The sequence below is a fragment of the bacterium genome (assembly GCA_021372535.1).
Taxonomy (GTDB): Bacteria; Latescibacterota; Latescibacteria; order Latescibacterales; family Latescibacteraceae; genus JAFGMP01.
Genome location: JAJFUH010000020.1, coordinates 1 through 20,709, shown reverse-complemented (window position 1 = coordinate 20,709; position 20,709 = coordinate 1). Strand labels below are relative to the sequence as shown.

Genomic DNA, 20,709 nt, shown 5'->3' with positions numbered 1-20,709 from the left:
CAAGATTGACACGATTTATAATACGTTTATATCAAGATAAAACAATATAATGGGGTATACCATGCGGAAATTGATCATAATCATGACATTATGCGGGCTGATATCGGCGTTTATCGCCGGAAAAGACGGGTCTGCGGGAGATGAGCCCCGGACACCGACCGAGATCGTTTCATTGCGCACCGTGCATTCCGAGACCTTCGAGAAGCCAGACGGCGCCCGTATGACAATCATCCATGCCCGTAAACAGTACAATATCGATCCCGAAGCTGTTCCGAAGGAAGGAAGACCTGTTTACAGGAAGATAGACCTCACAGTCCACAAAGAAGCCTGTGATGGATTCACCGATGCTGTTAAAGCAGGGCCGTATACTTACCGTTTCGATCCTGACAATACCGGGAAAGGAATTCGCTTCGAACGTGACGGTTACTCCGTGACATACACGCCGGATGGTGATTGGACCGGGAAAATGAGCACGGTGAAAGCCACAACGGACGGAATAAAGGACCTCATAGAGCTTTCAGCCGAATCCGATTCGACCATTGCCTGGAGGATCGGTACAGATGCCCGGGTAACATTTTCGGATGGGGAGATAATGTTCCGTGACGAAAACGGGAATCTCCTTTTCCGTACCCCGGCACCATGGGCAATAGATTCGGAAGGCACTCCGGTACCGGTAACCGTCAGCTTCGTAAATGGCACGCTCATCTATGCTCTCGATATACCGGCACATGTGATGTGGCCGATAACTGTAGACCCGAGTACGGTGATCGGAGAATCAAACACGCTTTCGGGTTTCATTTACCGGACAGATTATCTCTATTATACATACGCACGTAATCCCGCCAATGGTTCCGGCACAAACACATCAAATATCATCATCGGGCGACGAACCGATGGTTCTCCTTCCTGGACAATATACCGGAGTTCCCTCCTGTTCGATACCTCAATACTGCCCGATAATGCACTCATCGACAGCGCAAAAGTAAAGGTCGTACTCGAAAACAAAGCACAGAGCGAGGCATTCAACATACATCTTGTCAAGGGAACGTATACCGGTGCGGTGATGGATACAACCTGGTTTAACGATTTCGACGGCTGGGCATACGGCGTTGTCTATACACCCATATCGATAGCCAATACCGTTTCCACGAATGCGAGTGTGGGCGACACTCTTGTATTCACGCTCAACAGCCCGGGATTAACCTGGATCAGTATATCGGGCACCACGAAATTCATGCTGCTCTCGAGCAGGGACATCGATTTATCGGCTCCTCCGGGTGGGAACGACTATATCTCGTTCGGCGACGATTCCCCCTATATAATGGTCTGGTACCATCTGCCGCCGGTCACTCCACCCACGAATTTCACTATGACGGCGCTCGATTCGACAACCATTGCCTGCTCGTGGACTGATCTGAGCACTAACGAGAATATCTTCTGCATCATGAACTGTGCCGATTCAACCATCGTAGATACGGTTGTCGCAAACGCCACGGCGGATACGATCAGTGGGCTCGATATCAATACGAAATACGTGTGGATGGTGGCGGCCGACTCATCCGGTGTACGGGGATATTCCGACCCGGACAGCACGTACACGCTCCTCCCACCGCCGAACCCTATAAACGTGACCATCATGCCTGTCAGTTCCGACACGCTCCATATCGCTATAACTCCACCATCGAATCCGACGACAGGCATCACAGGCATGGAAGTGGATGCCATCTCGGGATACGGCTCAACCGATTCCGGCTGGAAAAACGGAGCCTATTCGTATTTCGACGGCGGGCTCAATCCTGAAGCCACCTATGTCTACCGTCTCCGCCTCCGTAACGGTGAAGGGATTGCATCCTCCTGGACGCCAAATTTCACTTACCAGATGAATGGCCTCGATACGCTCCTGATATACCTCGGAGGGGACGGATTCGACGATTACAACGTTGACTTCGGCAGCGGACAGCGCGACTCGACTGTTGTGAGGGTGGGTAAGTCGGACAGCGGACAGCGGCTCGACGGATTTATATCGTTTTCTCTTCCCTGGAGTGTGGTCAACGGAGGGATCGACGCCATGTACCTCACGATGACGCGCGCGGGGGAAGGAAGCTCAACCTCCCCGGCATTCAAGGTGTACGGCATTCCGGTCAGATTCGGTGAGCCGGTCGAGGATCGCAATCTCGGCCAACAGGATTCCACCGCGGCGAATATATCGTGGACGGTTACGAGCGGAACGGGCGCGCGCCAGTCACCTAACCTGCGGGCCGTTTTTCGAGCATGGCAGGATATAGATAGCGCGAAGGATTTTACATACGATTTCGGTCTCAGGCTCGATGACAATTCCCAGACATCCGGCGTGAGGGCAGTATTCCTCGATTGTTCAAATCCCTCGTATGCGGACGGAACATGGCTTACCGTGTATTATACTCCGGGACAAGCCGATACACTGAAGACAGTACCGACGGATTTTACATTGACCACCATCGCTCCCGACTCGCTCAGGGCAAACTGGACAGATACCACCGACAGCGAGTACGGATTTATCATCGTCAATCTTTCGGATTCGGCTATGGTTGCGGGAAGCGACACCCTTCCTCACGACACGACGAGCGTTGATGTGGGAGGGCTCACGCCGAACACGGTATACGAGTGGTTTGTCCGGGCGTTCACATCGGCGGATGAGACATCCTCGGAGCCAGGCAGCGGCCGGACGGATGCCCGTACACCGGGAGTACCGGGCGTGACGGCGGTATCGGAGACGGCGCTCAGATTCGTCCTGAATCCGCTCGACAACCCGCTCTGTACGGAGTATGCGGTTCAGGATTCGATTTCGGGGCTCTATGTGGACGGCTCGGCCGAACCAGATACTCTGAAAGCGGGGCCTCCGGGGGAATGGGGCTGGAAGACCTACGAACAGTGGGGAAGCGCCCTCGGGGACACGCTTACCGGACTTGCGCCGAACAGCCTTCATGTCATCAGGGCTAAAGCCCGGACGAGCGAGTGAACCGGCAGCTTCTTTAAAGGAACCCGTCACTTCGTATTCATACATCAACCCGGATTTATCCGGAAATATTTATAACCTGTTTCACTACGGGGACACGGAGAACACGGGGAAAAGCTCACTATTTATTGTAAATGTGGATTCCCGATTAAAGATTCGGAAATGACGGCTTCATGGGGACTCCCGTCCAGGCCGGGGTTCAGCATCGGGAGTCACAGATGCATTTTCCGATAAGACCGGGTTATTGCTTCGGTGGATAGATAATGACACCAATAACAGGAACAGATACCAAAAACAGGTTCGGCATGACGTCATCCAATATCTCTGTTTAATCACCGGTGCAATAACAGGATTAGAAAGTGAATTGGTGTCAGTCAGAAATAACTGTCACAATGCCAAGGAGTTATAACCATGACAGAAACGGGATTTGGAGGAGGGGGATACGGATATACGGGGGCCATCACGCCATCACCCCCGGCGCTATCGGACCCGGGCTCGACAACAGTACTCGTAACCATCGGAGCGGATGACGAAAATCCCGCATATACCGAATACGCGGTCTTTGCGGAAACCGACGACGCGTTCATCGATGCCTCGGGAAACAAAACCGATACAGCGGTATGGCAGACCCGTGCGAGCTGGGGCAGCATAACCGCCTGCGGACTGACGGCAGCGACCGAACACACTTTCAGAGTCAAAGCCCGCAACCAGGACGGTGTGGAGACGGATTTCGGCCCGGGCGCAGTTATCACCACGGCGGGTCTCGGCAACATCGATGCAGAACTTTCCATCGAGGTGCGCAAGGCATCCTCCACCATCTCGGCGCCGGTGTTCATGAGCGGTCTTGCGGCGAGCATACGTCTTGCGGGGAAGAGCCTCAACGATTTCGGATTCCACGTCGACCACATCAGCGGCCTCGACCTGCCCCGTGTCGTGCCCGACGAAGAGCTCGTTCCGGGAGATCATACCTGGCACATATGGGACGAGTATTTTGCACCGAAACGCATTGTACTGGAAGGATATGTGCATGGCTCTTCACCTGATGATTTAAGACTCAGGCTTGCATATCTCAAGAGTTTCCTCGCCACATTCGAGGGGAATCCCTGGCGGTCAACAGCGCCGGTCAGACTCGAACGGAGCGACCTCCCCGACCGTCACTGGGACGCCTACTACGATGCGATCGGCATGGTCGAAACCCTCGGAAAACGCGACATCTCATCGAGCGCCCGTATCAGTGTAACCATGAAATGCCCCATGCCGTACGGGGTTTCCAACGATGTTATCCGAGCCGTGTTCGCCCCGGACGCCGGGTCATTCCTCATCATCGACCTCGGAAACGCGCCCTCCGACTGTGTATACGTGATCAAGGGAGAGGCCGTAAATCCATCGTTTACCGTGGGGGACATGGTATTTCACTGCGATTTTTCAGACGGGCTTTCGTTCACCGATGTCGAACGGGCAGCGGAAACGGGAACATACAACCCGCCGGAGAATGAAGCCGGAGCATACCGCACGACCGAAACCGGGCTCGGCATTCTCGTTACGGGAACGGATACCGTGACATATACCGCACAGGGAAATCCGGTCAATGGCTCATGGGTCGCGGTTGTCATCCCACAGTGGCAGAGCTCGGTACAGGCGGACGATGTGGTCATTCTCGAACACCGTTACGACGCCGACAATTACCTTCGCCTGTACTGGGATGCATCGGAGGACGCCTGGGTATTCAGAAAGCGGGCGGGAGGAGAGACATACGAGGTATCATCGACAGCGCAGGCATTTATCGCGGGAACGAGGATCATTATCGGTATAACTTACGACAGCACGAACGCAGGCGGCATGAAACTGTTCATCGACGGTGAACAGGCGGGTGTGGGAGGGAATATGTCGGTGCTCGCAGGGACTCCGACGGCGCTGACGCTCCATGAGAACGGCGGAACCATGCAGCCGGATGTGATTTTCGACATGGTTGCCGGATGGTCGCGCATGCTCTCCGCCGACGAGATGCTCAAGATCGCCTCGAACCCGCAGGCGGTGGCAAATCTCAACGTGACAGCCGGGTATACGGGAACACTGGCTGAAAACGACATGCTTACGCTCGATTCGCGGTTCAAAACCGCGAGCCTGTTCGATGTTTCGGAAGGAACGAGAAGCAATGTGCTCGGTTCGGTGAGCGGCACGATACCCATACTTACTCCAGGGAGAAGGAAGACCGCAACCGACCGTACCCAGACCGTCATTTATACAAAAAATTCCGCCGCCCAGATGGAAATACGGTACCGGAGAAGATATTTGTAAAGACAGGCACAAGGCACAAGGCATAAGGCATAAGGGAAAAAGTAAAAAACAGGGACTAAGACACTAAGAAAAGACAGGCACAAGGCATAAGGGGAAAAACCAAAGACTACGAACCATAAACCATAAACATAAAGGTTTGACGATGAGATACATGGTGGAAGTACTGGACAGGGATAAAAACAAGACGGCAGAGCTTTCCGGCATGACGCAGGCCCGTCTCCGTGAAAAAATCAACGGCATCGGCATTCTGACAGTCGAAACAGTGGAACGGAGCGAATGGGACACGATAACGCCCGGGACATCGTTTCTCCGCCTCAAAACCGTAACGGGGGAGAACAGGGGCACATTCCGGGTGCTCGAAGCGACAAAATCGCGGCTCCGCGAGCGCCCGAGCCTTACCATCAGCGCCCGTCACATACTCGCCGACACGTCTGACGAGGTATTCGACGATGCGGTAGACTGTGTCAACTACACGCCCGGGGAACTCGCGGAACTTGTGCTCGGGTGCTCCGTCTTCGATGCCGGTACGGTGGAGCCGACCGCGGTCATCCCGTTTGTGAGATTCGAGTACGAGCCGGTGTTCGACTGTCTTCTCAGGATATGCTCGCTCACGGGGGGAGAGCTTTCGCTCGACGAGGACAGCGGCGAGGTGGATATCCTCGACACGGCCGGGAGCGACAACGGTGTGATATTCCGGTACGGGCTCAATCTCAAGGGAGCTTCGCGGAGTATCAACACCGGCAGGCTCGCCAACCGTGTGTACGGTGTCGGAGGAGGGAATCCGCCGCTCACTCTCACCGGCGCAACAGCAAGCGGCGGAATGAAATATACCGATGATACTGATTCAATATCCGCATACGGTCTCCGTGAGGCGGTGTGTCATGAACCCACGCTCGAAGAGGTTATAAACCTCGCTGAGACACCCGCGCTCGACGGCATCTATACAGCGGGTCTCTGCGAAAACTGGACAACGACGGGGGCACCGACGGTATCGAAGAACACCGACGCCGCATACTACCTCTACGGGAAAGCATCACAGAGAGTGCAGAGCACGGCAGACGGCCAGGGGATTCAGCAAACGGTCGCCGTCACACCCGGAAAGATATACAGCCTCCTCACCCATGTGATCATCGCATCGGGAACTGTCCGGGTGCAGGTGAGCGACGGGACAAGCCAGTACAGGCGGCCTGCGCCGCTTACGGGCACGGGACTCGCCGTAGTGCGTATCGAAAACTGGAAAGCGAACAACGACACGGTGATGGCGGTGATTTTCCAGGAAGGTGCGGGCTCGGCGGACTTTTATGTCGACAGCGTGCAGATAGCCGAGGGGGCGCTCGTGAAACCGTTCACCATAGGGAAAAGCGCCGATACCCTCCGGGACCGGACCATGGAATACCTCAACGCCCACAAAGACCCCGTAATAACCTACGATGTCGATCTCGTCGATCTCTACGGCGATATACGGGCAGGACGTGAAGCCGACCGTTTCGAACTGGGAGACACCGTGACGGTCATCGATCCGACCCTCAGCCTTGATGTAGTGACCCGGGTCATGGAGCGCGATGTGGATATTCTCCACCCATGGCGGGTCAGGGTAAGCCTCGATAACCGCGCCAGCACGCTCGCCGATGTGCTGGCCGCGCTCAGGACTGCCCAGCAGGAGGGTGTGAAGCATATCCGGGCGGCACTCGCCGAAAGCTCAACCGCCGCCGAGGCAGGATCAACCCGTCCCGGATTCGGGAACCAGGCTTTCCGGTTTTTCAGCACAATCACCGCGACATCATGGAACAGCCTGAGCTGGGCTGCAGGGACACTGAGGGCAGGCGACGCCTACTATGCCATATCCTCCGGGTCCGCATCGGGCCTGGCAGGATCGTCCACGTACTACTTCTACTTCGACAGGACAAACCCGACAACGTTCGGGAATACGACAACGGCGGGTGATGCGGAAGGCGAGGACAGGATGCTCGTGTTCGCGGTGACGACCACATCCTCGCCGACTCTCTGCCAGATACATCCGCTCGGTATCGTTCATGTGTGAAGACAGGGATAAGGCAGAAAAGACAGGCACAAGGCACAAGGCATAAGGCATAAGGGAAAAAAACTATAAACCAGAAACATGATTAAGGGGAGGGTGAGGAATGGATGACAAAGAACGGACATTAAGGGATACACCCAATTACTATGTGACGGAACACTTTATGTACAGCGATTTTATCTGTCCCTGCTGCGATACTCTCAAGATCGTTCCGGGATTCTACCGTCACGTAAGCCTGCTCGAACACATGAGACATGAGGGAGGATTCCCGATTGCGGTCAACTCGGCTTTCCGGTGCAGAAGCCACAATACGAAGGTGGGAGGCGCGCCGCGGTCATGGCACCTTGTGTTCGCAACAGACATACGGCCGGAAGATGACGATCCGGAGAAGCTCGCCCTTCTCCATAAAATCGCGCTCGACCTGGGATTCGGAGGCATCGGCAGGTACGAAACGTTCATTCATCTTGACCTGCGGCCCGAGCCTCTTCAGTGGAAGGGATGAGACGTAACCGGCGCGGGAGAGCCCTCAGCTGTCCGATATTGATGAATCACCACTGTCCGAGGAGGCTTTTCTCAGCATGGCAATATGAGACCGCATCCTGGTGAACAGGTAGACGATCCAGCCGACGGTCAATGCGGCCATGCAGCCGACGACAAGGTTGAACATTTTCGGATCGATAAAGGGCCGTCTCGCAATCAGGAACCTGACAAGGTACGAAAGTCCGATAACCAGAATTATTCCCGTCGCTATCTCGACGAAGAGATTGACGAGAATCATCGACCGCGATCTGCTGATGGTATCTTCGATACTCGGCCGGGCTCTCTTTATTCTGAGCTCTTCAATACGCTTTTTTCCGGCAGCGAACCGGGGCGTTCGGGGATCAGTTGTCAAAGCGTGCTCCTTTCTCAGTGAATATAATCTCCCGGACACGAACCGGCAACGGCAAAACCGCGCAGAAGAGGGGCAGGGTGCTCTAAGAGGGCGGTGAAAAAGTGTCTTTTTCACACGCCCGATAATGAAATGTATTGTTTTGTCGCTGTCAAGGGCATGTAAACATGTCCCCGAATCATTAATCGGGGATTGGTACTTCGTGCCGACCATTGACAGCCAAAATTCAGACATGTAGAGTTTTTCACCACGCTCTCAGATGTTACTTCCTTTGCTTGCCCAAAGGAAGTAACCAAGAAAAGGGAAATGTGGTGCCACCGAAAAAGAAAGGAGGTGACTATGTGGAGCTGCTGACGCTCGTAAGTACCGGAACACCACTGCTTGTGCTCGGAATGCTTCTGTTCCTCGAACGGATTCATACAAAAATCTCCGTGATCCAGGACGATGTCAGGGAAATCAAAGAGGGAATAACATGGAAAGATACCTGTGAACAGAAACACTGCGACATCGAGCGGCGAATCGAACGGCTCGAACATGCATTAAACGGAAAAACTGTCCCATAACAAGAACATAACCAATTTTTAACAGTCAGGAGGCATCCGGTGAAAACCAGTATACGCACCGCGGGATATTGTTCATTACTGTTACTTCTCAGCACGGGAATGGCATATGCCGGAGTGATGGGCAGAATCAGCGGATGGATGACCGGCGAGGCAGTCATGCTTGCCCTGTCAACGGTCCTCACCATCGCCGCGGGTCTTCTGGGACTTACCTTCAGACGGATTTCACGGACATTACGTGAAGCCGGGGAATTTCTTGCGTCCCTGGGAACGGCAATCGAGGATAAACGGCTGACCCGCGAGGAGCTTGCATCAATCCTGAAGGAGGGAAGAGAAGTTTTCGAGGTCTGGAGATAACTACACTCATTTGCAAGCAGTTATGATTCATTAACGGCCCGGCCTGTCAGAACCGAGGCCGTTTTATTTTATCGTTTCAGGATTTATTCACAGAGGGCGGGTGAGAGAATAACAACCGGTGCATGCGTTGCTTTTTGCAACATCAGTGACATTTTACTCTATCGGGTTTTACCGAAAACCGGTTCGGTCTCAGGTGAAATTGCATTGTTCGTAACGTGTTAGAGAATTTTAACGAAAACCAAATTTAAGGTTGACACCCGGTATGCCTCTGAGCATATTGTTAGGGTAGATAAACAGATCCAAAAAGACCTCTTTATATCTTATCTAACCTATTATCATACAAGGTGTTGCGGATATGCCCCTGCTTTCTATCATGGAATTGGCCCAGGAACTTTCTGTCCCTCAGGAAACAATCAACCGTCTCATCAATCAGAAAATCATTATCCCCTATGGCGGGAAAGCCCGTCTCGGTGAGCCCCGGTTTTCCACGAACAAACTTCAGGATATTCGCAATAAACTTCGTGATTACGTGACTTCCAAGGGATAATCAGAGATAATTCATCTCGGGCACCATATTTTACATTAACGGTTTCACCGTGTACCATAAACGGTTATAGTGTTGATAAAGTTTCGGCTGATAAGCAACGGTACAAACCATGGGGAACAGATACCGAAACACGTTCGGCATGACGGTATCCGATTTTACTGTTTAAGCGGGCTGTGAAAAAGTATATTTTTACGAGCCCCATGATGAAATGTGTTGTTTTGCTGCTGTGAAGGGCATATAAACATATCCCCGAATTATTAATTTGGGACCGGCACTTCGTGTGCCGACCCTTGACAGCCAAAATTCAGACACATATAGTTTTTCACAACGCTTGAATCACCGAAGTAAAAATACGAATCATTACACACGAATACCGTGAAAAGGCACCTCAGTGATGGGTATTTCACGATTTGCACCTCCATGTCTCCGTAATCCGCGGATATCCCCGCTCAATTCCCAGCATTAATACGCATACAATGCCCTGATATGACTTACCCATGCGGGGATACGGGAGAGTTGCAAGAAGAGAGGAGGAACACACATGAACCTTGCCTCGATAAAAAAGTTCTTTACCGGAACGGGAGCGGTAATTACCGGGATTATCGGTGCAGGCGCCGGTCTTGCGCTGTTTTATACGCTGAGAAAGACCAGAAAACGGGGAATAACGAAAAAGACGGCGATTCCGGAGCCGGTGAAGACAATGCTGCGGTCACCCACGAAGAATGAAAAAAACGACGCGCTTACGGCTGTATTTTCCCATATTCAGAGCATAAACGAAGGTTCATTCACCATCAGATTCGGACAGAGCACAAAAAAAGGATACCGGGGATACTATCTTCAGAACGCGAAAAAACACACGGTGTTTTTCTGCTGGGCTGATGAATTCGAAGCGGCGCACGGACAGACACCGTACTGGATCGAGCTCGATGAATCAGCGACAAGGGCATTCAAACGCAAGGGCATGAAAAAACTCCATGATATATATCCCCATCCTTCCAGCGGGAAACGTATCCTCATAGCGGTAAATCCCGAAGAGATGAACGATCCCGGAACGGTGGCCGAAAAGGTGATACATATTGCACGGGACACACTCTCGTGACCAAAATCACAGCCCCACATATCAAAACATGTTATAATTGTTCTTGACACTATCGGAAAACAGTATAATTTTTGATCATAAGAAAGTCTGAGCGGGTTTCCGGAACAAGAACACACGAGGGTGGGATTGTATGGAATCACTGATAGACACTGTCGTCACTGCTGTGAAGACGTATAACTGGAATAATCCGTTCACGTTTGTCATCGTTATTCTGCTTGCCCTGTTGATCCTGCGAAAATGGGCGATATTCCTCATCGTGCTCCTGACCGCAGTTCTCGGGTGGGGCGCACAGGACCTCATGATAACCAATATTGAAACAAGCAGGGGTATTATAAGCCTGCCGCTCATAATTTACGGGGTCGGAGGGATAATTTTTGTCGTGCTGACGCTGATGTCTTTTTACAAGTCCTGAAACCTCAGGAACAGCCCTATATAAGCAAAAACGCCCGGAAACCGGGCGTTTTTTTATTCCAAAAGGCAGAAATCACTAAAAAATACAAAAATCATAAAGAACAAGAAGTGTTCACTGTATCGAAATGCCGTTCTTTCTCACTCGTCTTTGGGCGGCCATTCGGGAGAAGGCTCTGTTTCGGCATCGGGTTTCTTACCGCAGGAGACAGCAAGAAGAGCGGTAAGAAAAGCGGATAAGGCAACCATGATATACGTAAAAAAACTTCTCCTTGTTTCCATAACATCTCCTTTGAGAATATCGTTCTATCACACTTTCCGTTTGTTTACTGGAAGTTACTCAAAAATAACAATAAGGTCAAGATAAAAGTAGAATTCTGAAAATCCCATGTTTTTTTCAAGAATACCTTTTAATCCGATCTATTCATGAATTGAAATTGAACGCGGATTTTTTCTACAGTGGGCAACCACGGGGGGTTGCCCCTACAATAAAAAACATGAACAATTATTTCGTCATGTATAAAACAATCCGTTATGACTTTTTATGCCTTCCTGCTGCGGCGCAGCGCAGTGCGGCGAGTATGGTGAAAAATAATCCGGGCTAAAGGAAAGGATACACCGTGAAAAGCCTGTTTCCCCGTTCACTGCCCGTTTTTCGGGAATGTGTGAACTCACGAGCCTTCGGCTCGCTCGGACAGCACCCATTCTTTTTCCGAAAACCGGTTGTGAACGCGGGGCTTTTCAACGGGTTATAAAAAACACCAAATTCCAGAGTCTATATTTTCTTTACAATCAATATATTACTATACATTTCAGCGCGGATTTCGGTATGTCGCCGGAAAAGTACAATTCCGGTAATCCCCCATTTTTCAAAGCAAACGGCAAGCAGTCAGCCCGTTATCAGAAAACGACGAGCCCGTCATCCTTCCGTGAATGGAGATAAAATCCGAGCCGGTACCGTTTGAGAGTCCGTATGTCATCGACTTTTTCGATTGTGTTTCCCTTGATGCGATACACCGTGATTTCAGCAGGATCGATGGGCCCGTGTCCACGTTCCCGCGCCATCCGCAGGTAATAGAGCTCCCGCGGGTCCTGTCCCATGAGGTACGATGTCACCGTATCGGTTGCCACGAGATCGAGCCCGGCGACGACATAGTTGGTCAGATAATCGGTTCCGTTGGCGAAGGCATCGCCATCACGGCCGATAACGCCCTCGACGATGTTAATATCCGGCCTGAGGACGCCGACGGTGTCGATGGTGCGCTGACCCCACTGCTCATCCCACATGAGATTGGTGACGCCTTTCATGAACTCGTCGGCTTTTTTACGGTCTTCGCGGACCTTACGGAAGGCTTTCCAGCCTCCTTTACTCTGATATGCGCCATAGGATTTTTCGATATCCCAGGCTTTATACCCCATCTCAGCGTGTTTGAGGAACGATTTCTCGACATTTTCCCAGTAGTCCGGGTTGATGTCTCTGCGCATTTCCGGCCTGATGGTATACATCTGATGCCACTGGTCGCAGTAGTGGCCGTAGCCGGTCGGAATGAGTCCCTGTCTGTTTTTGATGCTCAGGGTTGTCAGCCCGAGATTGTGGTTTTTGAACTTGGGCATGTTGATATTGAACGTGTCCCTGTCAAAATGCGGGCGGAACACCGGAACCCGCTTCCACACGACACCGTCATCGAGATCGAACCAGTTCAGCTCATCCTTGTCGTAATAATCGAACTGCTTGTAAGCGCCGTCGATAAACAGAATTTTATGCTCATCGAGAATGCCGAGATGACCGGACTCGCGGAGAAAATTCGCCCCCGCGCTCCGTTCGGTGACCACGATGTTCGTATTGCCGAGCCCGCGCAGTCCCTCGGCGAAACCGGCAACAAACTGCGGCGCCACGGTGATACCGATGGTCGGGTACCTGAGGTGGGGATTGATGTAGGTCCAGTTGGGATTGATGGCTGTTTTCCCGCCTTTTTCGGTTCCCCGTTCGAAGAGGGACCGGGCAATCGAGTACCCGGCTTCCTCGAGCTGAGGACCAGCCAGGTCAAAGGAGCCTTTACCGTCCTTCTCCGTCTTCACGGTCGTTTCGATGATGAAAACGGCTTTCGGATTCTCACGGATTTCCGACCGTATCACAGGCCGGACATTGTTCGAAGCGCCCGCATCGAGAAGAGGCATCACTTCACGGATAAGCGGACCCTCGGCGATTTCGCTGCGAGGAGGGGCTGCTTTCGCCGCACCGAAAACATTCCCGGCAACGAGCGAGCCGGCGCCGGTGGTACCGGCAATTTTCAGAAAGCTTCGTCTGTTGAGTATGTCAGTCATGATATTCACCCCTTTTCTGCTACGAGTGGAAATTGATAGCAGTATATTTTTATTTCTATAATGTTATACGTTTCATGCCCCGAAAAGTTCCGAAAGACAGGCATAAGGCGTTAAAGACAGGCATAAGGCATAAGGCACAAGGCATAAGGGAAAAGAATAAAGACGGGCATAAGGCATAAGGGAAAGAGGAGTAATTCATAATACTGTCAGGAAGGGAAGGCTTCATTTTAATGCTGTGAAATTTTCAAAAATTATATATTTTGTCAGAGGAGAGAAAACAATGCAGAATTTGTTAATAAAACCATACCGATGGAGAATGCAGATGAAACGAAACATGCTGACAGGCTTTGTGCTGCTCGCATGCGTCCTTGCAGCGGGGTGCGCAGCCTTCAAACCGTCGCCGGTGCAGGACATCAAAGGGAAAAACGTGGTGTGCATCCTCTTCAAAGACACGAGGTTCAAGACCGAGGTGGTCGGAAAGGTGACCGGCGAGCTCGCTCCGAAAGGATGCCGTGTGGTGACCGGTCTCGTCGGGCAGGCGAAATACTACAAACCCGCCGATTACGGCGCTGTGGTTTACATGACCGAATACTGGATGCGGCATACGCCCTGGCATGCGAAACGGTACTATAAAAGATACAAACAGCCGGAAAACGTGATTTTTGTGATCACGAGCGGCGACCCGGATATCGTGGTCAAGAAACCGTTCGATGCGGTAACGAGCGCATCGAAGCCCGACAGGGTCGAATCCGTTGCCCGCGAGATAATTACACGGCTGGACAGGATTCTCGGAAAGTAAAAGCGGAATATTCTCAAGGATACAAAGAACGCGGATTTACGCGGAACGGGCGGATTTTATTATCAGTAAATATCCCCCCTGCCTTCCGGCATCCCCCCTTTTTAAGGGGAGAGATGGTGTAGCTCTCCTTTTGTTTTATAAAGGGGATACGGCGAAGCCGAGAGGGATCAAATAGTGAGTTAATTGCTCCGGTTAATACATATCGATACAACTCTTTTGAACAGATGCCGAAACAAGTACGGCATGAAGTTATCCATGTCACTGCTTAATAATCCGGAGCACTAAAAAAGTTATTACCTCGCAGCTTTTCTGCGGGATTGTCGAAGCGATCATTGAGTATACATATACGGGAAACCACCATGAGAATTGTATAATCGCGAAAGGGGAAAACGATGAGGAGCGTTATAGCCGTTATCGTGACGATTTTATTAATTCCCGGCTTCGGGTGCGGGTCAGGGCCGGAGAAGGTCTCCGAGGAACCCGACCGTGTGGACTGCACGCTCCGTGACAACTTCGAGACCGGAGAACTTTTCGGCTGGGAAGCGTACCCCTACGCACAGGACATCGGTTACGACCCCACGACAGTCTGCCAGAGGGAGCCGGCCCACAACGGGAGCAGATACGCCCTCGCGCGGATTATCAAGCCGAACGACGCCCTCGACCTCTCGGAGGGATTCACCCGGCAGATCGACCTGTGGACGACGAAAGACACACGGCTGAGAGTCGCCCTGTTCCTCATCGGCGACCGTAAACCCGAAAAGGTCGATCTGTTCCTCGGCCTCTTCGACGGCAGACTGTATACACATACGGTCTCCGCGCCCGAGGTCAACCGCTGGCTGGAACTGCAGGTTCCCGCACGGGAGTTCCGTCTCGCGGACGGCACACCCCTCAAGGCCGGGGAACACCTCCAGGTTGTGGCAGTCAGGGCGTTCTATCCACTCGTTTCGCACCTCCTGAGCTACACCATCCTTATTGACGATTTTTCGCTCAACGGTGAACGTCAGCGCCGTTTCACCGCCATAGAGCCGACCGCGACCGATTTCGAGAAGTTCGGCATCTCCGTGCTCGGCAGGCACTATTATCACGGAGACACCATCGGGATCAGTGTCACACCCGAAAAATCGAGGAAAGTGACCCGCGTGGAGTGCGCCCTCCTCGGCCCGGACGGGAAACCGGTGGTTTCCGGCCTCGAACTCTACGATGACGGCACCCACGGCGACAAAGAAAGCGGCGACCGCATCTGGACGAACACCGCGCTCCATACGATCGGCATGAACGACCCGCGCGGGCAGTGGACGATCGACCTGACCGGGAAGACCGGCATCGGCAGGGACCTCCGATGGGGATTCCGCTTCATCATGCCGGGGAAGCGGCTGACTCCGGACGACCATCCGCGGCTCTTTTTCTCGGGGGACGAGCTCGCAACCCGCTTGAATTCGAAGGAGCCTCCCGCGGTGAGGAAAATCCTCGAAAACGCCCTTGCCCAGAAAGGCCGTTATACCGATGTGGACATCGACACGGTCAACGAAGACACGAACGTTCCTTCCGAATCCCTTACCGGCGGGCCATATTCCCGCGCCGGGTCGGAAGGAGGCCGGTGGATCAGCCCCGCCTATACCCTCGCCGGGATAACCGAGGAAGGGGCATGGAAATATGCCCTGGCAGGCGATACCGAGGCGGGCGAGCGCGCAAAAAAGGCGCTTCTCAAGTTCAGCTCATTCAAGATGTGGAACCGCTCGTGGATGGAAGCCCACGGCCGTCACATCTACTTCCCGGTCGGGTACATGACGAGGCAGGTGGCTATCGGCTACGACCTGCTCTACCCGCTCATGAGCGACGAGGAACGAGCAACCGTCCGTGAGGGGATCATGAACAATGCCATCAAGCCCTTCTACCGTGACATGGTCGAGATGAACCGTATGCCATCGAGCCTGTCGAACCATATCGCGGTCATAGTCGCGGGGCTCGGTCTCGCGGCGACGACCATTTACGGAGACGACTCCTCGAATCCCGAGCTCGAGCCGTACTTGTCCGGTATCCTCACCAAGATGCGGGATTTCATGGGCAAAACCTACCAGCCCGAGGGCAGCTACGGGGAGCCGTACACCTATCAGGCGATGGCATCGCGCGACCTGACGGAGACTCTCTGCGCACTTGAACGGAATTTCGGAATCGATTACACCACAACGACATACCTGCGGGATGCATGGATATATCCGCTCTACGCGACCCATTCGAGCGGACGGTATCAGGATTTCGGCGATGTATCTCTCTGGTACGGCATGACGCAGACCCACCTGCTCTGGCTCACCCACCGCATGAGGAATCCCTGGACGTACGCCTACGCGAAACCGTTCTACGAGGCAGGGAGAGGCGGATTCATGGGCTGGCTGTGGTACACGGACGGTATCGCGCCACGCTACCGCACCGAGCTGCCGTCATCGAGGCTGTTCACGCACAAGGGCAACATGGTCATGCGCTCGGATTGGAGCGACGAGGGATCGATCATGATTTTCCGGTGCGGGCCGAACTCGAACCACTACCACCTCGACCAGGGGAGCTTCCAGATTCTGACCAACGGCGAGGAGCTTCTCAGCGATGCGGGCCACAGCGACGGCTACTACACGAACCTCTATTATCCCTGTTATTACACGCAGTCCATAGGGCACACCGTGATGCTCGTCGACATGAATCCCGAGAGCCAGGCCGCCGCCGACTACGAGAACGGCGTCGCGGCGCTCCGCACCTATCCGCACATCACGCGCCACTTTGCGGGGAACATCGCCGACACGGTCGAGGGCGACCTCACCAGCGTGTACAAGGGCGCGGTGTCGGGCTACACGCGCTCGCTCATGTTCGTCAAGCCGGACCTCGTGTTCCTGTACGACCATGTGAAGAGCGAAACGGGCCACGAGTACGACTGGCTCTTCCATGCCGAGCACACGGATGGGAAAAACTCGATCACCTATGAGAACGACACGGTCACCATCACGAGGCCGAAAGCGCGTCTCACCATGGATATCCTGTCACCGGAAATAGCATCCTCGCGAATCCGCGCCTCCGACCGTGACGAGGGCTTCATCACCCTGTCGGGCAAGCCGGGACAGACCGAAGAATCCTTCCTCGCGGTGCTCAGACCCGAAGCGCTCGGAACGGGCAGGGGACCAAAGAAAAAGCACGCGTCGCGGCTCCTCCGCTCCGGGGGATGGATCGGCGCCGGAGTCGGCGAGGACGGCCTCGTAACGATGGCCATGTTCCGGGTGGACGGCAACGGAACGGAGCATACGATCAACGAGTTCGAGACCGATGCGAACCGTTTTGCGGTGACAAGCGACCGTCACGGCGCGGTAAAAATGCTGTTCGTTTCCGATGCGACGCGCCTCACGAAGCTGGGACGAACGCCGTTCAGCTTCACGAGCAGCGACAGGGTATCGGCGGCTGTCCGGTACGATACGCCGGAGGGCATCGTTCTCGAGGTCGAAGCATCCGCCGCCGCAGACATCACCATGACTGTGCCGAAGCGTGTCAAATCCGCCATCGCCGCGGGAAACGTTTCCGCGGCATGCAGTTACGACGAGGCTGCGGGTACGGTGACCGTGAAGGTGCCGGAGGGAAGGACGGAGATGGTGATGAAATGAAATAAGATATTGGTTTGTGGTTTATGGTCTCAGGTTTATGGTTAATAGTTTGTAGTTTGTGGTTTTATGATCGGGGTGAACAATATCACCGTGGCGGAAGAGTTACGGCTATCATGAAGCGGAACGGCTTACGACGGCCACAGAAAAAATAAAAAATATCTAAAAAGGTATATGAAGCGTTCAATTTAAAGATTTCAACAAAATAAAATCGAGTCTGGAAAAAACAATATCACCGGTCGGATTCCATCATTTTGGCTTTTCTTTTCCATGCAGGCTGGAACGAGGGTAAGCGGATATGGTGGTGTACAGGGCAAAACCGCTCATTCAGCGGAGAAAAGGGGAGCCAACAGGATGGAACGCAGATCGTTCATCAAGAAAACGGCCACGGGATGCGCAGCGTTTGCAGGTACGGGATTGTTCGGATATGCCATGCCGGAAGTCGAGGCGTTCAGCAGTGGCGGCGGCATCGGCATCGAGGAGGGGCTGTATCTCCTCGACCAGGGCAAAGAGAAAAACATCATGCCCGAGATCAGACCCGAAATCCGGAACAATCCGCGGGCGGTTTTCCTGATCGAAACCCATGTCGATGCACGGCGAAGTCCGCAGGGATTCTTCTCCGAGGCACGTGAACAGATCGAGGAGACCGCAAAGGGAATCGTGCCACGGATATTCGTCAAGGGCACGAGGAAAGGCGGCTCAACTCTCATATTGCCGAATCTGACGTGGGTGCCCGATGTGGTGAATTATCCGACGGTTGGCACCAATACCTCCCACGATTTTATCATCGGTATCGCGCAGGGTCTTCGTGAACTGGGCAACTCGAACAGCATCACGACCGCCCGAGGCTCGAATGTGGTCGACCACCGCAAGAGCGGACTCTATGCCACACTGGACAGGATCGAACTCAAGCTTATCGAGGCCAAATACCTCGATTTCGCCCATTATACAAAGGACGAACTCAACTGGCACCGTGTTCCCGGCACTCCCCAGATATGGAAAAACATCCCCACTACCAGACCGATCGGCGACAAGGACAATTTTTTCATCAACATGCCGAAGTTCAAGTGTCACAACCTGGGGCTGACGACCCTGTCCACCAAAAACCGTCAGGGTGGAGTCCCCTCCGGCTACGGCCAATACTGCAACCGCTGGGAGATTATGGAGCGCATATGCAGGGATACCTATAACATCGATTTCGACCGCGATTTTGTGGGGAACTACTACCAGAATGTCGAAGCGGGATTTCTCAAACACCGCGCGGCAGGTTTCAAGCACTGGGATTACGAGAATCTCTATCCGCTCTACGAAAAGAAAGGCGGCTGGGAGGCGTTCAGAAAGATCAAGGACGACTCGGCCAAAATTCAGGAGTTCATGAGCGACATCCCCGGCCCGCTGATGTGGGACGAGCAATGGAGCCAGCGGGCGATCGATTCGGCCATGGCCATTACTCCCGATATCAATATCGTCGAGGGTATCATCGGAAGGGACGGCAGCGGGTTCAATGTCGGGCGCGACGAGCTGTGCAATATCGTGATCGTGGGGCTTTCTTCGCCCGAGGTGGACGCGGTCGGCTCTTATATCATGGGCCACGACCCCCTGGAGATACCTTACCTGCGCATCGCAAAGGAACGGGGATTCGGCGAGAACAACCTCGCCAGAATCGACATATACCGGATAATGGAAAACGAAATAGTGCCCGTGAAAGACCTTTCGAAGATCAAACGCACACCACTGGGAGTCAACATGCACTCCTGGGAGGAAACGGGCGAGCGGCTATTCTGGTGATTTCAGAATGAAAACGACGCCTGTCCCGGTTTCGATTCGAACGGCCACGGCAGGTATTTAACGATTATGCGGACCTGCACGGCCACGCAGCGGTCAAGATGCTGTTTGTTTCCGATACGGCGGCGCCTTACAAAACAGGGACGGACACCGTTCAGTTTCACGAGCAGCGGCAGAGTCTCGGCGACATGCAGTTACACCGGGGCTGCGGGCACGGTGACCGTTAAAGTGCCGGAGGGAAGGACTGAGATAGTGATGAAACGAAATAAATCGCTGATTTGTGGTTGCCGGTCTACTGTTAGGATGAAGATGAGGGAGGATAGAAAAATTACAGATAACGCGCACTAAATCAGTTTTATTCCTGTTTGTATGATTTCTTTTGCTAAAGGATTTTGAAGGTTAAAATCATTCGGTGAAAAGGGTATAACTTCTAACTCGCTGCTCACCGAAAGCGTAATTTTTCGTATTTTGTCTTTGTCTTCGATTCTATTCCCTTAAAATAATGTCGATACGAGAGCGATGTCGATATCACTCCATCGGGTATAATTTTATAACATGAAATTCGCCGCTCAGTGGCTCTGTATCGTCTACCCCATAAACAGCCATCTCTGATACCTTACACACCGAAAAGGAGTAGCGCCCGAAAATTCGAATGAGGGTTATACTTACAAACACTCCCGATATCGGTTGCAAGAACTGCCGGTAGTCAGCGACCACTGCTGTCGCGCCCTTACAGTGACACCGATTCACGCGATTACATCATATTTATAATGATAAAGAACTGTAATACTCGTTTCGAGCGGATGAAAAATACTGTATATTTATATCTATATTGAATAGTGTCCGGTTAAAATTGTTATAAAAGTTCGAAATATCCTGTAAACAGGGCATTTACCGGCATATGGATTGTTTTAGATTTGATTGTTACCCCTTTTCTCCACCCTAACTCACCCCCTGCCCCCTCTCTTGCCACA

General features: G+C 52.9%; 16 protein-coding genes. 12 read left to right on the top strand and 4 right to left on the bottom strand.

Features of this window, described 5'->3' with window-relative positions; all coding sequences use genetic code 11:
• Positions 1–61 precede the first annotated feature (61 nt).
• The 4 genes from LLG96_02055 (at position 62) to LLG96_02040 (ending at position 7,833) form a co-directional block, all read left to right on the top strand.
• Entirely contained in the window at positions 62–2,998 is a 2,937-nt protein-coding gene (locus tag LLG96_02055) for a fibronectin type III domain-containing protein (protein ID MCE5248983.1), read from the top strand.
• 408 nt (positions 2,999–3,406) lie between these two features.
• Complete coding sequence (locus LLG96_02050) at positions 3,407–5,293, top strand: hypothetical protein (GenBank protein ID MCE5248982.1); 1,887 nt, start codon at positions 3,407–3,409, stop codon at positions 5,291–5,293.
• A gap of 151 nt (positions 5,294–5,444) precedes the next feature.
• Complete coding sequence (locus LLG96_02045; GenBank protein ID MCE5248981.1) at positions 5,445–7,334, top strand: phage tail protein; 1,890 nt, start codon at positions 5,445–5,447, stop codon at positions 7,332–7,334.
• A gap of 100 nt (positions 7,335–7,434) precedes the next feature.
• The gene (locus LLG96_02040) at positions 7,435–7,833 is read left to right on the top strand and encodes a D-Ala-D-Ala carboxypeptidase family metallohydrolase (GenBank protein MCE5248980.1); all 399 of its coding nucleotides are present in this window, start codon (positions 7,435–7,437) and stop codon (positions 7,831–7,833) included.
• Positions 7,834–7,857: 24 nt separating this feature from the next.
• Here LLG96_02040 and LLG96_02035 read toward each other — a convergent pair whose 3' ends face one another.
• A complete protein-coding gene (locus tag LLG96_02035; protein MCE5248979.1) occupies positions 7,858–8,223 on the bottom strand; it encodes a hypothetical protein in 366 nt (121 codons plus the stop codon).
• Between the two features lie 308 nt (positions 8,224–8,531).
• Here LLG96_02035 and LLG96_02030 point away from each other — a divergent pair, with 308 nt between their 5' ends.
• The 5 genes from LLG96_02030 to LLG96_02010 all read left to right on the top strand — a co-directional run bounded on the left by LLG96_02030 (position 8,532) and on the right by LLG96_02010 (position 11,195).
• The gene (locus LLG96_02030; GenBank protein ID MCE5248978.1) at positions 8,532–8,783 is read left to right on the top strand and encodes a hypothetical protein; all 252 of its coding nucleotides are present in this window, start codon (positions 8,532–8,534) and stop codon (positions 8,781–8,783) included.
• Between the two features lie 39 nt (positions 8,784–8,822).
• Positions 8,823–9,137, top strand: coding sequence for a hypothetical protein (locus tag LLG96_02025; GenBank protein ID MCE5248977.1), 315 nt, complete (start codon positions 8,823–8,825; stop codon positions 9,135–9,137).
• A gap of 355 nt (positions 9,138–9,492) precedes the next feature.
• Positions 9,493–9,684 carry a hypothetical protein gene (locus LLG96_02020; protein ID MCE5248976.1) on the top strand — a complete coding sequence of 64 codons (192 nt, stop codon included), beginning with the start codon at positions 9,493–9,495 and terminating at the stop codon, positions 9,682–9,684.
• Between the two features lie 541 nt (positions 9,685–10,225).
• Positions 10,226–10,783, top strand: coding sequence for a hypothetical protein (locus LLG96_02015; GenBank protein ID MCE5248975.1), 558 nt, complete (start codon positions 10,226–10,228; stop codon positions 10,781–10,783).
• Positions 10,784–10,913: 130 nt separating this feature from the next.
• On the top strand, positions 10,914–11,195 hold the full coding sequence (locus LLG96_02010; GenBank protein ID MCE5248974.1) for a hypothetical protein: 282 nt from the start codon (positions 10,914–10,916) through the stop codon (positions 11,193–11,195).
• A 137-nt stretch (positions 11,196–11,332) separates the two neighbouring features.
• On the opposite strand, the gene LLG96_02005 is transcribed toward LLG96_02010, so the two are convergent.
• Together LLG96_02005 and LLG96_02000 are read right to left on the bottom strand one after the other, a co-directional pair.
• On the bottom strand, positions 11,333–11,473 hold the full coding sequence (locus LLG96_02005) for a hypothetical protein (protein MCE5248973.1): 141 nt from the start codon (positions 11,471–11,473) through the stop codon (positions 11,333–11,335).
• Positions 11,474–12,091: 618 nt separating this feature from the next.
• Entirely contained in the window at positions 12,092–13,516 is a 1,425-nt protein-coding gene (locus LLG96_02000) for a DUF362 domain-containing protein (protein ID MCE5248972.1), read from the bottom strand.
• Between the two features lie 322 nt (positions 13,517–13,838).
• Here LLG96_02000 and LLG96_01995 point away from each other — a divergent pair, with 322 nt between their 5' ends.
• The 3 genes from LLG96_01995 (at position 13,839) to LLG96_01985 (ending at position 19,738) form a co-directional block, all read left to right on the top strand.
• Positions 13,839–14,315, top strand: coding sequence for a hypothetical protein (locus LLG96_01995; protein MCE5248971.1), 477 nt, complete (start codon positions 13,839–13,841; stop codon positions 14,313–14,315).
• Positions 14,316–14,707: 392 nt separating this feature from the next.
• On the top strand, positions 14,708–17,953 hold the full coding sequence (locus LLG96_01990) for a heparinase II/III family protein (GenBank protein MCE5248970.1): 3,246 nt from the start codon (positions 14,708–14,710) through the stop codon (positions 17,951–17,953).
• Between the two features lie 351 nt (positions 17,954–18,304).
• Complete coding sequence (locus tag LLG96_01985; protein MCE5248969.1) at positions 18,305–19,738, top strand: DUF362 domain-containing protein; 1,434 nt, start codon at positions 18,305–18,307, stop codon at positions 19,736–19,738.
• Between the two features lie 2 nt (positions 19,739–19,740).
• Here the strand turns inward: LLG96_01985 and LLG96_01980 are convergent, their stop codons facing one another.
• Complete coding sequence (locus tag LLG96_01980; protein ID MCE5248968.1) at positions 19,741–19,899, bottom strand: hypothetical protein; 159 nt, start codon at positions 19,897–19,899, stop codon at positions 19,741–19,743.
• Between the last annotated feature and the right edge of the window lie 810 nt (positions 19,900–20,709).